Annotated in this window: 11 protein-coding genes; 5 read left to right on the plus strand and 6 right to left on the minus strand. The window is 72.6% G+C overall.

Features of this window, described 5'->3' with window-relative positions:
- Nucleotides 1-38: 38 nt before the first annotated feature.
- Both ACWCWD_RS08905 and ACWCWD_RS08910 read right to left on the minus strand, forming a co-directional pair.
- Entirely contained in the window at nucleotides 39-848 is an 810-nt protein-coding gene (locus ACWCWD_RS08905) for an Fpg/Nei family DNA glycosylase (RefSeq protein WP_450771311.1), read from the minus strand.
- 172 nt (nucleotides 849-1020) lie between these two features.
- A complete protein-coding gene (locus tag ACWCWD_RS08910; RefSeq protein ID WP_386892267.1) occupies nucleotides 1021-1509 on the minus strand; it encodes a ribose-5-phosphate isomerase in 489 nt (162 codons plus the stop codon).
- 145 nt (nucleotides 1510-1654) lie between these two features.
- Here ACWCWD_RS08910 and ACWCWD_RS08915 point away from each other — a divergent pair, with 145 nt between their 5' ends.
- Nucleotides 1655-3160, plus strand: a complete 1506-nt coding sequence (locus ACWCWD_RS08915; protein ID WP_450771313.1) for an amino acid permease — start codon at nucleotides 1655-1657, stop codon at nucleotides 3158-3160.
- A gap of 99 nt (nucleotides 3161-3259) precedes the next feature.
- Here ACWCWD_RS08915 and ACWCWD_RS08920 read toward each other — a convergent pair whose 3' ends face one another.
- Entirely contained in the window at nucleotides 3260-3853 is a 594-nt protein-coding gene (locus ACWCWD_RS08920) for a biotin transporter BioY (protein WP_450771314.1), read from the minus strand.
- A 289-nt stretch (nucleotides 3854-4142) separates the two neighbouring features.
- Here ACWCWD_RS08920 and ACWCWD_RS08925 point away from each other — a divergent pair, with 289 nt between their 5' ends.
- From ACWCWD_RS08925 to ACWCWD_RS08935, 3 genes are all read left to right on the plus strand, one after another.
- Nucleotides 4143-5564, plus strand: coding sequence for an amino acid permease (locus ACWCWD_RS08925; RefSeq protein WP_450771315.1), 1422 nt, complete (start codon nucleotides 4143-4145; stop codon nucleotides 5562-5564).
- A 214-nt stretch (nucleotides 5565-5778) separates the two neighbouring features.
- Nucleotides 5779-7236 carry an amino acid permease gene (locus tag ACWCWD_RS08930; protein ID WP_450771316.1) on the plus strand — a complete coding sequence of 486 codons (1458 nt, stop codon included), beginning with the start codon at nucleotides 5779-5781 and terminating at the stop codon, nucleotides 7234-7236.
- Between the two features lie 185 nt (nucleotides 7237-7421).
- A complete protein-coding gene (locus ACWCWD_RS08935) occupies nucleotides 7422-8063 on the plus strand; it encodes a superoxide dismutase (RefSeq protein ID WP_450771318.1) in 642 nt (213 codons plus the stop codon).
- 146 nt (nucleotides 8064-8209) lie between these two features.
- Here the strand turns inward: ACWCWD_RS08935 and ACWCWD_RS08940 are convergent, their stop codons facing one another.
- From ACWCWD_RS08940 to ACWCWD_RS08950, 3 genes are all read right to left on the minus strand, one after another.
- The gene (locus ACWCWD_RS08940; protein WP_450771320.1) at nucleotides 8210-9757 is read right to left on the minus strand and encodes a pyridoxal phosphate-dependent decarboxylase family protein; all 1548 of its coding nucleotides are present in this window, start codon (nucleotides 9755-9757) and stop codon (nucleotides 8210-8212) included.
- On the minus strand, nucleotides 9747-11141 hold the full coding sequence (locus ACWCWD_RS08945; RefSeq protein WP_450771322.1) for an MFS transporter: 1395 nt from the start codon (nucleotides 11139-11141) through the stop codon (nucleotides 9747-9749). The genes ACWCWD_RS08940 and ACWCWD_RS08945 overlap by 11 nt, the downstream gene beginning before the upstream one ends.
- A 127-nt stretch (nucleotides 11142-11268) precedes the next feature.
- Entirely contained in the window at nucleotides 11269-11919 is a 651-nt protein-coding gene (locus ACWCWD_RS08950; protein WP_450771323.1) for a mycothiol-dependent nitroreductase Rv2466c family protein, read from the minus strand.
- 156 nt (nucleotides 11920-12075) lie between these two features.
- Between ACWCWD_RS08950 and pepN the strand changes: the two genes are divergently transcribed.
- Nucleotides 12076-14658 carry an aminopeptidase N gene (pepN, locus tag ACWCWD_RS08955; RefSeq protein ID WP_450771325.1) on the plus strand — a complete coding sequence of 861 codons (2583 nt, stop codon included), beginning with the start codon at nucleotides 12076-12078 and terminating at the stop codon, nucleotides 14656-14658.
- The last annotated feature ends 90 nt before the right edge of the window (nucleotides 14659-14748 follow it).

Genomic DNA, 14748 nt, shown 5'->3' on the forward strand with positions numbered 1-14748 from the left:
GCCCCCGGCGTACGCCCGGCACCGGACCGGCCGGCGCGTCAGCGCTTCTGGCAGGTGGGGCACCAGAAGAGGTTGCGGGCCGCCAGTTCGGCGGTGCGGACGTCGGTACCGCAGATGTGGCAGGGGCGCCGGTCGCGCCGGTAGACGTAGACCTCGCCGCCGTGGTCGTCGACGCGGGGCGGGCGGCCCATCGCCTCGGGCAGGTGCTCGGGACGGACGGTGTCGATCCGGTTGTTCCGTACGCCCTCGCGCATCAGCAGGACGAGGTCGGCCCAGATCGCGTCCCACTCGGCGCGGGTGAGGTCCTTGCCGGGGCGGTACGGGTCGATGCCGTGGCGGAAGAGGACCTCGGCGCGGTAGACGTTGCCGACGCCGGAGACGACCTTCTGGTCCATCAGCAGGGCGGCGACGGTGATCCGGCTGCGGGAGATCCGCTGCCAGGCGCGGGTGCCGTCCTCGTCGGTGCGCAGCGGGTCCGGGCCGAGGCGCTCGTGTATCGCCAGCTTCTCGGGCTCGGTGATCAGGGCGCAGGTGGTGGGGCCGCGCAGATCGGCGTACTGGTCGTCGCCCAGCAGCCGGAGGCGGACCGTGCCGGAGGGCGGTGGGGCCGGGACCGTACCGAAGCCGAGCTTCCCGAAGAGGCCGAGGTGGATGTGGACCCAGCCGGTGGGGCCGAAGCCGAGGAAGAGGTGCTTGCCGTGGGCGTCGACGGCGTCGAGCACCTGGCCGTCGAGGAGCGCCGCGCCGGCGGCGAACTTCCCCTGCGGGCTGCTGACCCGCACCGGCCGCCCGGCGAACCGCTCGCGGTGGTCGGCGGCGAGGCGGTGGATGGTGTGTCCCTCGGGCACGGGCGGCTTCTCCTGACGGGCTTGGGACGGACGGGGACGACGGACCGCGGGGCGGGCGCGGACGTCGGACGCGGTGGGCGGGCGGCGTGGGGAGGCGGCGGAAACGGACGTGCCGCCAGGGCCTGGTGGCCTGGCGGCACGGTGGGTGGTCGGGCGGGTGCGGCCCCGGGGGTCAGCCCTGCTGCGGGTGGTGGGCGGGGATCGGCGGGAGCGCGCCGGTCTCCTCGTACGCCGCGAGCATCTCGATGCGCCGGGAGTGGCGCTCCTCGTTCGAGTACGGCGTGTTCAGGAAGATCTCGACGAACTTGGTGGACTCCTCCTGGGAGTGCATCCGGCCGCCGATGGCCACCACGTTGGCGTTGTTGTGCTCGCGGCCGAGGGCGGCGGTCTGCTCGCTCCAGGCCAGCGCCGCACGGACGCCCTTTACCTTGTTGGCGGCGATCTGCTCGCCGTTGCCGGAGCCGCCGATCACGATGCCGAGGCTGTCCGGGTCCGCGGCCGTCTTCTCGGCGGCGCGGAGGCAGAACGGCGGGTAGTCGTCCTGGGCGTCATAGATGTGGGGTCCACAGTCCACGGCCTCGTGGCCGTGGGCCGTCAGCCACTCGACGAGGTGGTTCTTGAGTTCGTAGCCGGCATGGTCCGATCCGAGGTACACGCGCATGCCGGAAAGTGTGGCACGGACGCGGCAGGGTAGCCGTCAGCGGGGTCGGAGCCCTTCGCGGGGTGGCGGCCGGATCGTCACCGGAACCGCCGCGGAGGCAGGGGCGGTTCCTCGCGGTCCGCCCGGACCACGTGAGGAGACCTCCATGACCTCGGGGACCACGGTGACGGAGCCGGGTGGCGAGCCGGAAGGCGGAGCCGCCGGGGCCGGAGGTGCGCGCGGCCCGGGAGAAACCGGCGGCCCGGGCCCGGGCCCGGGCCCGGGCGGCGAGAGCGGCCCGGGCGGCGAGCTGAAGGCCGGGCTCAAGAACCGGCACCTCTCGATGATCGCCATCGGCGGGGTGATCGGCGCGGGCCTCTTCGTGGGTTCCGGCGCGGGCATCGCCGCGGCCGGTCCCGCGATCCTCGTCTCGTACGCCCTGGTCGGCACGATGGTGGTGCTGGTGATGCGGATGCTCGGTGAGATGGCGGCCGCGCGGCCCAGCTCGGGTTCCTTCTCCGCCTACGCCGACCAGGCGCTCGGGCGCTGGGCGGGGTTCTCCATCGGCTGGCTGTACTGGTTCTTCTGGGTGGTCGTGCTCGCCGTGGAGGCCACGGCGGGCGCCGCGATCCTGGAGAGCTGGGTGCCGGCCGTACCGCAGTGGGGGTGGGCGCTGATCGTGATGTCCGTGCTGACCGCCACGAACCTGATCTCGGTCGGCAGTTACGGCGAGTTCGAGTTCTGGTTCGCCGGGATCAAGGTCGTCGCCATCGGTGCCTTCGTGATCGTCGGGCTGCTCGCGGTCTTCGGGGTGCTGCCCGGTTCGGACAACGCGGGTTCCGGGTTCGCCCATCTCACCGACAGCGGCGGCTTCCTGCCGAAGGGGCCGGGGGCGATCCTCACCGGGGTGCTGATGGTGGTCTTCTCCTTCATGGGCAGCGAGATCGTCACGCTCGCCGCCGGTGAGTCCTCGGACCCCCGGCGTGCCGTCTCGAAGGCGACCAACAGCGTCATCTGGCGGATCGCCGTCTTCTACCTGGGCTCGATCTTCGTGGTGCTGACGCTGCTGCCCTGGAACGACCCGTCGATCGTGGACAAGGGAAGCTACGTCGCCGCGCTCGACTCCATCGGCATCCCGCACGCCGGGCAGGTGATGGACGTCATCGTGCTGACGGCCGTGCTGTCCTGCCTCAACTCCGGCCTCTACACGGCCTCCCGGATGGCCTACTCGCTCGGCGGCCGGGGCGACGCGCCCCGGGCCTTCACCCGGGTGAACAAGCGGGGCGTCCCGCAGGCGGCGATCCTCTCCTCGGTCGTCTTCGGCTTCGTGGCGGTCTTCTTCAACTACCAGTGGCCGGACACCGTCTTCGCCTTCCTGCTGAACTCCTCGGGGGCGGTGGCGCTCTTCGTCTGGCTGGTCATCTGCTTCACCCAGCTGCGGATGCGCCCCATGATCGAGCGCGAGTCGCCCGGGAGGCCGGTCGTGCGGATGTGGCTCTTCCCGTATCTGACCTGGGCGACGATCGCGATGATCTCGTTCGTCCTGGTCTACATGCTGACCGACGACGCGGGCCGCGAGCAGGTGCTGCTCTCCCTGCTGGTCGCGGCGGTGGTGGTCGCGGTGGCGCTGGTACGGGAGCGGCGCGGGCGCCGGGCGGCGGTGCGGGGCTGACGCCCGTACGCGGACAGCGCGAAGGGCCCGCGTACGCGGACAGCGCGAAAGGCCCGCCGGAACGCGTCCGGCGGGCCTTTCGGGGTCGTACGGGAAGGGTCAGCCGCGGCGGCCGAGGAGCTTCCAGGAGGCGGGCAGCGCGCCCATCGCCAGCAGGGCCTTCACGGCGTCGCCGATGAGGAAGGGCGTCAGGCCGGCCGCGACGGCCGCGCTCGCCGACATGCCGGTGGAGAGGGCGAGGTACGGGACGCCGACGGCGTAGGTGACGGCGGAGCCGACCACCATGGTGCCCGCGGTACGCAGCACGGAGCGGTCACCGCCCCGGCGGGCGAGGGCGCCGACGACGGTCGCGGCGAGCAGCATGCCGAGGATGTAGCCGAAGCTGGCGCCGCCCGCGCCGGAGGTGCCGCCGGAGAACCACGGCACGCCCGCCATGCCGACGACCGCGTACAGCGCCATCGAGAGGAAGCCGCGGCGGGCGCCCAGCGCGCTGCCGATGAGGAGCGCGGCGAAGGTCTGGCCGGTGACGGGGACCGGGGAGCCGGGGATCGGGACCGAGATCTGCGCGGCGAGACCGGTGAGGGCGGCGCCGCCCAGGACGAGGGCCGTGTCGACGGCGGCGCGGTTGCGGACCGCGGGCAGCAGGTCGGCGAGGACCACTCCGGTACGGACGGGGGCGGCAGCAGTGCTCATCGGGACTCCGCGGGTGAGGGTGGGGCGGGACGGACGGGAGGGCTGGAGCCGAGAAGGCGAGCCTGCGGCTGACGTTAGTCGAAGGGCCTGCCGCTGATCACCGTGTGTCGCCCACAAAGGGCCGGGCCGTGACTTGGTGAGGTTCACACAAAGACGCCGGGGCAACCACGCCTCGGCGTGAGCCTCATCACTCCGGCACGTGCAGCACAGACGGCTTCCTCGGAGCTGTCTCGCTCCGTGAGACGCTGTAGGTTCCCCACTAAATCGACTCAGAGCGGCCTCACCCCCCATGCGCGACGCACCACCCCCCGCCCCCGCCGAGCCCCTCTCCCACGGACTCAAGCAACGGCATCTGACGATGCTCGGCCTCGGCGGGGTGATCGGGGCGGGGCTGTTCGTCGGTTCGGGCGCCGGGATCGCGGTCGCGGGACCGGCCATCATCGTGTCGTACCTGATCGCGGGCGCCCTGGCGATGCTGGTGATGCGGATGCTCGGGGAGATGTCGGCGGCGATGCCCGCCTCGGGCTCCTTCTCCGTGCACGCGGAGCGCGCGCTGGGGCGCTGGGCCGGGTTCAGCGTGGGCTGGCTCTACTGGTTCCTGCTGGTGGTGGTGCTGGCGGTGGAGGCGACGGCGGCGGCGCGGATCGCGAACGGCTGGGTGCCGGCGGTCGAGCCGTGGGCGTGGGTGCTGCTCTTCATGGTGGTCTTCACCACCGCCAACCTCACCGCGGTGAAGAACTTCGGCGAGTTCGAGTTCTGGTTCGCCGCGCTGAAGGTCTGCGCCATCGTCGCCTTCCTGGTGCTGGGCACGCTCGCCGTCTTCGGGGTTCTGCCGGACACCGGTCCGGTGGGCCTGACCAACCTCACGGGCCGGGGCGGGTTCCTGCCGAACGGCTGGAGCGGGGTGGTCTCCGGGGTGCTGACGGTGGTCTTCGCCTTCGGCGGGCTCGAAGTCCTCACCATCGCCGCCGCCGAGACCGACGATCCGGCGCGCGCGGTGGGGCGGGCGGTGCGCAGCGCGGTGGTGCGCATCCTCTTCTTCTACGTCGGCTCGATGCTGGTGATCGTGACGGTGCTGCCGTGGACCGCGCAGCAGGCGGGGCTGAGCCCGTACGTGAAGGTGCTGGACTCGATCGGGGTGCCGTCCGCCGGGCAGATCATGAGCGTCGTGATCTTCGTGGCGCTGCTCTCCGCGCTCAACGCGAACCTCTACGGCTCCTCGCGGATGATCTTCTCGCTGGCCGAGCGGGGCGAGGCGCCGCGCGGGCTGCTGAAGGTGTCGGGGGTGACGAGGAACGGCGGCGGGGTGCCGCGCCGGGCGGTGCTCGCCTCGGTAGCCTTCGGCTTCGTCTCCGTACTCCTCAATCTGGAGTGGCCGGAGACGGTGTTCCTCTATCTGCTCAACTCGGTCGGGGCGGTGCTGCTGTTCGTCTGGGCGCTGATCGCCCTCTCCCAGCTGCGGCTGCGCCCGCGCATCGACCGGGAGGCGGCCGCGCGCGGGCCGGAGCGGGGGCCGGTGCTGCGCATGTGGTGCTTCCCGTATCTGACCTGGGTGACGCTGGCGGCGCTGGCCGCGGTGCTCGTGCTGATGCTCGCCGACGGCTCCGCGCGCGGGCAGGTGCTGTGGTCGGCGGGGGCGACGGCGCTGGTACTCCTGGTCGCGTGGGTACGTGAGTTCGCGGGGCGGCGGGGCGCGTCGGCGGGCCGCTGAGCAGACGTCGCGACGGGCCCGGGGGTGGGCCCGGTGGACGTGGTGTGCGGACCTGGTGACCGTATGGCGGACACATCTGCCCGCTGAGCGGTACTTCCGCTCAGATTGAGGGGTCCCCCGGGCCGCCACCCCCAAGCCAGGAACCTCCCTGGTCAGCGGCTCGACCGCCCTCGCGGACCCGCCCCCGGGCCCGCCGACCGAACTGAGCTCGTCGATGCCCCGCACCCCCGCCTCCTCCCCCGCCGCCGGTCCGCCGGCGCCCACCGGGTCCCCCACCCCGGCCGCCGTACCGCCCGGCGCGCAGGCTGCCGCCCCGGACGGTTCCTCGCTCGGCAACGGCCTCCGGCAGCGCCATCTGTCGATGATCGCGCTCGGCGGGGTCATCGGCGCCGGGCTCTTCGTCGGCTCGGGCGCGGGCATCGCCTCGGCGGGTCCCTCGATCGTCATCGCCTACGCGGTCTCCGGGCTGCTGGTCATGCTCGTGATGCGGATGCTCGGCGAGATGTCGGCCGCCCACCCGGCGTCCGGCTCCTTCTCGGTGCACGCCGAGCGGGCGCTCGGGCCGTGGGCCGGGTTCACCGCGGGCTGGTCGTTCTGGGTGCTGCTCTCGGTCGCGGTCGGGCTGGAGGGCATCGGCGCGGCGGACATCGTGACGGGCTGGCTGCCGGGCACCCCGCAGTGGATGTGGGTGGCGCTCTTCATGGCCGCCTTCCTGGGCACCAACCTGGCGGCGGTACGGAACTTCGGCGAGTTCGAGTTCTGGTTCGCCGCGCTGAAGGTCGGCGCCATCTCGCTCTTCCTGGTCCTCGGCGTACTGGCGATCACCGGGGTGCTGCCCGACGTGGACGCCCCCGGCTCCGCCAACCTCACCGGTGACGGCGGGTTCCTGCCGCACGGGGCGAACGGGTTCATCATCGGGCTGCTGGCCTCCGTCTTCGCGTACGGCGGGCTGGAGACGGTCACCATCGCGGCGGCCGAGTCGGAGAACCCGGTGCGCGGGGTCGCGAAGGCGGTCCGGACCGCGATGTGGCGGATCGCACTCTTCTACGTCGGGTCGATGGCGGTCATCGTGGTGCTGGTGCCGTGGGACGACCCGAAGGTCGTGGAGAAGGGCCCGTACGTCGCCACCCTCGACCACCTGGGCATCCCGGCGGCGGGCCGGATCATGGACGTGGTGATCCTGGTGGCGCTGCTCTCCGCGATGAACGCCAACATCTACGGCGCCTCCCGGATGGCGGGTTCGCTGGTGGCGCGCGGTCAGGGCCCGAAGGTGCTCGGCCGGATCTCGTCCGGCGTGCCGCGCAACGCGGTGCTGGCCTCCTCGCTCTTCGGCTTCGTCTGCGTGCTGCTGAGCTACTGGCGGCCCGACGACGTCTTCCCGTGGCTGCTCAACATGATCGGCGCGGTGATCCTGGTCGTCTGGGTCTTCGTCGCCCTCTCCCAGCTGGTCCTGCGCGGCCGCACCGAGCGCGAGGCGCCGGAGAAGCTGGTGGTGCGGATGTGGCTGTTCCCGGTGGCGACGGTGGTCGCGCTGCTGGCGATGGCCGGGATCTTCGTGCTGATGCTCCGCCAGCCCGACACGCGCGACCAGCTGCTGGCCACCGGCGCGCTGACGGTGGTCCTGATCGCGGTCGGGCTGATCCGGCAGCGGCGGGGCGCGGCGACGCGCTGACGGCCGTACGTCGGGAAGGAGCGGCGGTCCGGGGAGATTCCCCGGGCCGCCGCTCCTTTTCGCGTACGGGCAGGTCCGACGGACCCTCTCCCTCTCCCCTCTCCCTCGCCTGATCTTCTTCCTGCTAGCCTGCACTTGCACATAGGTTGCAATAACAACTGCTGAGCATCTGAAGGGTCCCCACCATGGCCACCTACACGCTCCCGGAACTCCCGTACGACTACGCGGCGCTGGAACCGGTCATCAACCCGCAGATCATCGAGCTCCACCACGACAAGCACCACGCGGCGTACGTGAAGGGCGCGAACGACACCCTGGAGCAGCTGGAGGAAGCGCGGGACAAGGAGGCCTGGGGCGCGGTCAACGGCCTCCAGAAGAACCTCGCGTTCCACCTCTCCGGCCACATCCTGCACTCGATCTACTGGCACAACATGAGCGGCGACGGCGGTGGCGAACCCCTCGCGGCGGACGGCGTCGGCGACCTCGCGGACGCGATCACCGCCTCCTTCGGCTCCTTCGCCGGTTTCAAGTCCCAGCTGACGAAGGCCGCCGCCACCACCCAGGGTTCGGGGTGGGGCGTGCTCGCGTACGAGCCGCTGAGCGGCCGGCTGATCGTCGAGCAGGTCTACGACCACCAGGGCAACGTCGGCCAGGGGTCCGTACCGATCCTCGTCTTCGACGCCTGGGAGCACGCCTTCTACCTTCAGTACAAGAACCAGAAGGTCGACTTCATCGAGGCGATGTGGCGGGTCGTCAACTGGCAGGACGTGGCCCAGCGGTACGCCGCCGCCAAGGCGCGCGAGAACGTGCTGCTGCTCGCGCCCTGAGCCCGGCCGCCGAGCCCCGGCGCTGAAGCGTCCTGCCTCGTGATCGTCTTCTCAACCCTCACCCGGCAGGCGGATGGACGGAGAGCCCCCACGGAGACATGGTCCGCGGGGGCTCTCCCCTGTCCGCCTCGGGAGCGCCGTACCCCTCAGACCCGGAACACCGCGCCGATGAACTCCGCGAGCAGCCGCTCCTTCAGCCGTCCCGGCAGGGCGTCCAGCAGCACCAGCACCGGGGCCATCCGGCCGGGCAGACCGGCGTCCCCGTCCAGCCCGGCGAAGGCGAGCACCCCGGCCACCTCCTCCGGCCCGAGCGTGTCCGCGTCAAGACCGGCGGCGAGCGCGGCGAGCGCGGGGTCGACCGCGACCGGTTCCAGCGCGCGGGCGGAGACCAGCGCCTTCGCCAGGTCGGCGAGGAGGGCGTCGACCTGGCCGACCGTGGCCGGGGTGAGCGTGAGGTGCAGGTTGGGCGGGAGGCCGTCGAAGGAGAGCTGGGGCTGGAGGTACCAGCCGAGCTCGCGCATCTCGTCGGCGAGGTGGAGCAGCAGGCTGAGGTCGGGGGCTCCCTCACCCGGCGCCCGGTCCGCCCCGTCCTCTCCGCCGTCCCCGTCCGCCCCGCTCTTTCCGTCGGCCCCCGCCTCCGGTCCGAGCACGGTGAACGCGACCAGTCCGGCGGCGGGTTCGCCGAGGACCCGGAGGCCGGGCAGGGCGCGCAGCCCGGCCAGCAGCCGGTCGGACGCCTCGGCAACGCGGCCGGCGAGTGCGGTGTACCCGTCCTCGCCCACGTGGTGGAGGGCCGCCCATGCCTGGGCGAGCAGTCCGCCGGACTTGGTGCCCTGCACGGTGGGGTTCACGACCGGATAGCCCGGCCACCCGGCGTGCGCGAAGTACTGGTGGCGGCGGAGTTCCGCGTCCCGGTAGAGGACCACCGAGGCGCCCTTGTCGGCGTACCCGTACTTGTGGAGGTCGACGGAGAGCGAGGTGACACCGGGCACCGACAGGTCGAACGCCGGGATGTCCCGTCCGGCGCGCCGCAGATGGGGCAGGAGCCAGCCGCCGATGCAGGCGTCGACGTGGCAGAGCACCCCGCGCGCGGAGGCGGCGGCGGCGATCTCGGCGACCGGGTCGATCACCCCGTGGGCGTACGAGGGGGTGGAGGCGACCACCAGGGCGGTGCGGTCGGTGAGGGCGGCGGCCATCGCCCCGGCGTCGGCCCGGAAGGTGACCGGGTCGACGGGGACGACGACCGGTTCCAGGCCCAGGTAGTGGGCGGCCTTGTGGAAGGCCGCGTGGGCGGTGGACGCCAGCACCAGCTGGGGGTCCGTCACCCCGCGTACGGCACGGGCGTGGTCGCGGGCGGTCTTGACGGCGAGCAGGATGCTCTCGGTGCCGCCGCTGGTGAAGGTCCCCTGGGCACCGGGGACGCCGAGGAGGTCGACGGCGGCCCGGACCAGGTCGTTCTCCAGCCGGGCGACGCTGGGGAAGACGGTGGGGTCGAGCCCGTTGACGGTGGCGAAGGCGGTGTACGCCTCGGCCGTCAGCTCGTCGAGTCCGTCGAGCCCGGCGTCGTAGACGTAGGCAAAGGTGCGCCCGCCCCGGGTGGGGGCGTCGGCGCCGCGCAGGGCACGGAGTTCGGCCAGCACCTCGGCGGCGGGCCGCCCGGTCGCGGCGGGGGCGGGTACGGGGTCAGTCGGCACGGGTCAGGTCCTCGTTCGGGGCGGCTTTCGGGGCGGAAGGGGTCACGGCGGTGGGCTCGGGCTCCTCGCGGTAGCGGTGCAGCAGCCAGAGGCTCGCGGCGGCGAGGACGGCGGGCAGCAGGCTCATCCCGGCGGTGATGCCGGTGAGGGCGGCGGCGGGCTGGGCGACCTCGTGGTCGGCGTCCGAGGAACGGAACCCCGTCACCGCGAGGACCAGCGCGAACACCCCTGCGCCCAGGGCGAAGGCGAGGGTCTCGGCGGCCGTCCACAGTCCGGTGAAGGTGGCGGTCCTGCGCCTGCCGGTGCGGACCGCGTCGGCGGCCAGCGTGTCGGCGAGCAGGGTCAGCGGCAGCAGCTGGAGACCGGCGTACGCGATGCCGACCGCGGCCACCGCGAGGTAGCCGGCCACCGGACCGGCCACCCCGGTGAAGGCGAGGGCGACGGCCCCGGCGATGTAGAGCAGCGAGGCGCACCACTGCGCGTACCGGGTGCCCTTGCGGCGGGCGAGCCGGTTCCAGAGCGGCATGAAGAGCACCAGCGGGCCGATCATGCAGGCGAAGAGCGGGGTCACCGCGGACGCCGAGCCCAGGGTGTAGGTGGCGAAGTACTGGACGCCCGCGAGCATCACGCCGATCGCCAGGGCCTGGAGCGTCCACATCCCGGCGAGGTGGAGGAAGGGGCGGTTGGTGCGGGCGGCCGCGAGCTGGGCCCGCAGGGAGGGTTCGGCCTCGCTGCGGGCGACGGTGGGGGCCCACCGGGTGGTGAACCAGGCGCCGAACATGCCCGCCGCGAGGAGCACGGCGACGACGACGCCCATCAGCCGGTAGCTCGCGGGGGTGTCGCCGTCCGCGTGCGCGATCGCGGGGGCCAGCGCGCCGGAGAGCAGGATGGCGACGCCGAGGAACGCGACCCGCCAGGCCAGTACCCGGCCGCGCTCGACGGGGTCCTCGGTCATCTCGGCGGGCATCGTCACGTACGGCACCTGGAACACGGCGTACGCGGTCGCGGCGAGCAGGAAGAGCACGGCGACGTATCCGGCGGCGGCTCCCCCGCGCAGGTCCGGCGCGGCGAAGATCAGCGCGAAGGACGGCGGCAGGGTGCAGGCGCCGATGAGCAGGAAGGGGCGGCGGGGGCCGCCGCGCAGCCGGCTGCGGTCGGAGGCCGCGCCGACCAGCGGGTTGACGAGGACGTCCCACGCCTTGGGGAGGAAGACGGCGGCCCCGGCGACGGCGGCGGGCACGGCCAGCACGTCGGTGAGGTAGTAGAGCAGGACGAGACCGGGCACGGTGGAGAAGGTGCCGGTGGCGAGGGAACCCAGGCCGTAACCGACGCGCACCCGGCGGGGCAGGGCGGGCGCGGGTCGCGGGGGTCTGTCGGCGGGCATGCGCCGATCATGCGGCGGACGCACCGGGGGAACAAGGGTTCGCGTGTTGCGGGTGTGCGAACGAATACGGGTGGGCGCCGGGCCGTCCAGGCCCCGCGCCCACCCGTGCCCCGTACGGCGGTGCGGATCAGTCGAAGATCGGGCCCTGGGTGCGGGTCCGCTTGATCTCGTAGAAGCCGGGGACCGAGGCGACCAGCAGCGTGCCGTCCCAGAGCTTCGCCGCGGCCTCGCCCTTGGGGGCGGGGGTCACGACCGGGCCGAAGAACGCGACCTGCTCGCCGTCGGCGCCGGGCACGGCGATGACCGGGGTGCCGACCTCCTGGCCGACCTTGTCGATGCCCTCCTGGTGGGAGGCGCGCAGCTCGGCGTCGTAGGTGGCGTCGTCCATGAAGTCGGCGAGCGAGGCGGGCAGGTCCACCTCGGCGAGCGCGCCGAGGACCGCTTCGCGGGTCGGGCCCTCGCCGTTGTTGTGGAAGCGGGTGCCGAGCGCGGTGTAGAGGGGGCCGGTGACCTCGTCACCGTGCAGCTGCTGGGCGGCGACGACGACCCGGACCGGGCCCCACGCCTTCTTCTCCAGCAGGTCGCGGTACTCGTCGGGCAGCTGGTCCAGCTTGTCCTCGTTGAGGACGGCCAGGCTCATCACGTGCCAGCGGACCTCGACGTCGCGTACCTTCTCGACCTCCAGCATCCAGCGGGAGGTCATCCACGCCCACGGGCAGAGCGGGTCGAACCAGAAGTCCGCGGGGGTCTTGCCGGGTGCGGTGGTGGTGTCGGACATGTCTCTCCTTGGCAGCGTCGGTCTCCGCGCGGCACAACGCGTGGAACCGTCGGGAGATTCCCCGGGGACCGGACCGTGAGGAGATTCCCCGGGGATTCCCCACGGAGCGGCATGCGAGGATCAAAACATTCGAAATCGAGTCACGAAGGAGTGCCGGTGCCCGGTGAGAACCTTTCCCGCGAAGAGGCCCGCGAGCGGGCGGAGCTGCTGACCGTCGACGGATACGAGATCGCGCTCGACCTGCGGTCCGCCGTCGGAGGGGCCGAGGAGGAGGGCGCCCCGCGCACCTTCCGGTCCGTGACCACGATCCGTTTCCGCTCGGCCCGCGCGGGTGCCTCCACCTTCGCCGACCTGATCGCCCCGGGCGTGGACGCGGTGACCCTGAACGGCACCGCGCTCGACCCGGCGGCCGTCTTCGACGGGACCCGGGTGGCGCTGGACGGCCTCGCCGAGGGCGAGAACGTCCTGGTGGTCGACGCGCGGTGCGCGTACAGCCGGACCGGCGAGGGGATGCACCGGTTCGTCGACCCGGAGGACGGCGAGGTCTACCTCTACACGCAGTACGAGCCGGCCGACGCCCGCCGGGTCTTCGCCAACTTCGAGCAGCCCGACCTCAAGGCCCCGTACCGCTTCGAGGTGGCGGCCCCCGAGGGCTGGCGGGTGTGGAGCAACGGCGCCGAGGAGTCCCACGAGGACGGGGTGTGGCGGTTCGCCGAGACCAAGCCGATCTCGACGTACATCACCGCCGTGGTGGCGGGGCCGTACCACTACGTGACCGACCACTACTCCCGTACCCTCGCGGACGGCAGCACGCTGGAGATCCCGCTCGGCGCGATGTGCCGCAAGGGTCTCGCCCGCCACTTCGACGCGGACGACGTCTTCCTCATCACCAAGCAGGGCCTGGACTTCTTCCACGACCACTTCGACTACCCGTACCCGTTCGGGAAGTACGACCAGGCGTTCGTGCCGGAGTACAACCTCGGCGCGATGGAGAACCCGGGTCTGGTCACCTTCAGCGAGGAGTACATCTACCGCGGCAAGGTCACCACCGCGTCCTACGAGCGCCGGGCCAACGTCATCCTGCACGAGATGGCGCACATGTGGTTCGGCGACCTCGTCACCATGAGCTGGTGGGACGACCTGTGGCTGAAGGAGTCCTTCGCGGACTTCATGGGCTCCTTCTCGATGGTCGAGGCGACCCGCTTCACCAGCGGCTGGATCACCTTCGCCAACAACCGCAAGGCGTGGGCCTACCGGGCCGACCAGCTGCCCTCCACCCACCCGATCACGGCCGACATCCGCGACCTGGAGGACGCCAAGCTGAACTTCGACGGCATCACGTACGCCAAGGGCGCCTCCGTCCTGAAGCAGCTCGTGGCGTACGTCGGGCGGGACGCGTTCCTCGAAGGCGCCCGGCGCTACTTCAAGCAGCACGCCTACGGCAACACCCGCCTCGGCGACCTGCTGTCGGTGCTCGCCGACACCTCCGGCCGCGACATGACGGCCTGGTCCCGCGCCTGGCTCCAGACGGCGGGCGTCAACAGCCTCACCCCGGTGGTGTCGTACGACTCCGAGGGCCGGATCGCCGAGCTCGCGGTGGTCCAGGAGGCCGCCGCCTCCCACCCGGAACTGCGCCCGCACCGGATCGCGGTGGGCCTGTACCGGCACGACGGGAACGGCGCGCTGACGCGGTACGCCCGCGTCGAGACGGACGTGGCAGGGGCGCGGACGGTCGTCGCCGGGCTGGCCGGGGCCGAGAAGCCCGAGCTGGTCCTCGTCAACGACGACGACCTGACGTACTGCAAGGTCCGCTTCGACGAGCGGTCGCTCGCCACCCTGCGCGACCACCTCGGCGCGATCACCGACCCGCTGGCCCGCGCGCTCTGCTGGTCGGCGCTGTGGAACATGACCCGCGACGGGCTGATGCCGGCCCGCGAGTTCATCGCCCTGGTCCTCGCCTTCGCCGGGCGCGAGACGGACATCGGGGTGCTCCAGATGCTGCACAACTGGGCCCACTCCGCGCTCACCCACTACGCGGCCCCGGCCTGGCGCGAGGAGGGCGGCCGACTGCTGGCCGAGGGCGCGCTGCGCGAGCTGCGGCTCGCCGTGCCGGGCGGCCAGGACCAGCTGACCTGGGCCCGGTTCTTCGCCTCGACGGCCTCCTCGGACGAGGACTTCCGCCTGCTGGGCGAGCTGCTCGACGGCTCCGCCACGATCGACGGACTCGACGTCGACCAAGAGCTGCGCTGGGCGTTCCTCTTCCCGCTGGCGGCGCACGGCGTGGCCGGCGAGGCGGCGATCGCCGCCGAACTGGCCCGCGACGACACGGCGTCGGGCAAGCGCCACCAGGTGCGGTGCCTGGCGGCGCGCCCCTCGGCGGCGGTCAAGGACCAGGCGTGGGCGGCGGTCGTGGAGTCCGACCGGCTCTCCAACGCGCTGGTGGGGGCGACCATCGCCGGTTTCGTCCGGCCCTCGCAGCGCGAACTCCTCGCGCCGTACGCCGGTAAGTACTTCGCGGCGATCGAGCGGGTCTGGAAGGAGCGCTCCATCCAGATCGGGATGGACGTGGTCTCGGGTCTGTTCCCGGGGCTCCAGGACGACCCGGCGACCCTGGAGGCCACCGACGCCTGGCTGAAGGAGCACGAGGACGCCGCGCCCGCGCTGCGCCGTCTGGTGCTGGAGGCCCGCGACGACCTGGCGCGCTCGCTGCGCGGTCAGGAGTGCGACGCGGCGGCCTGACCCGGCCGCTCCCCGTGCGGGCCGTCCCCCCTCTTCCCGGGGGGGGCGGCCCGCACGGCCGTGTACGGCCGACCCTGATGCCGGGGGAAC

The organism is Streptomyces sp. NPDC001493 (assembly GCF_053597235.1).

Bases quoted from the DNA above. Each gene is read 5' to 3' on its own strand.
- ACWCWD_RS08920 (WP_450771314.1), bottom strand. From the start codon at position 3,853: ATGAGCACTGCTGCCGCCCCCGTCCGTACCGGAGTGGTCCTCGCCGAC.
- ACWCWD_RS08915 (WP_450771313.1), top strand. From the start codon at position 1,655: ATGACCTCGGGGACCACGGTGACGGAGCCGGGTGGCGAGCCGGAAGGC.
- ACWCWD_RS08910 (WP_386892267.1), bottom strand. From the start codon at position 1,509: ATGCGCGTGTACCTCGGATCGGACCATGCCGGCTACGAACTCAAGAAC.
- ACWCWD_RS08935 (WP_450771318.1), top strand. From the start codon at position 7,422: ATGGCCACCTACACGCTCCCGGAACTCCCGTACGACTACGCGGCGCTG.
- ACWCWD_RS08930 (WP_450771316.1), top strand. From the start codon at position 5,779: ATGCCCCGCACCCCCGCCTCCTCCCCCGCCGCCGGTCCGCCGGCGCCC.
- ACWCWD_RS08945 (WP_450771322.1), bottom strand. From the start codon at position 11,141: ATGCCCGCCGACAGACCCCCGCGACCCGCGCCCGCCCTGCCCCGCCGG.
- ACWCWD_RS08950 (WP_450771323.1), bottom strand. From the start codon at position 11,919: ATGTCCGACACCACCACCGCACCCGGCAAGACCCCCGCGGACTTCTGG.
- ACWCWD_RS08925 (WP_450771315.1), top strand. From the start codon at position 4,143: ATGCGCGACGCACCACCCCCCGCCCCCGCCGAGCCCCTCTCCCACGGA.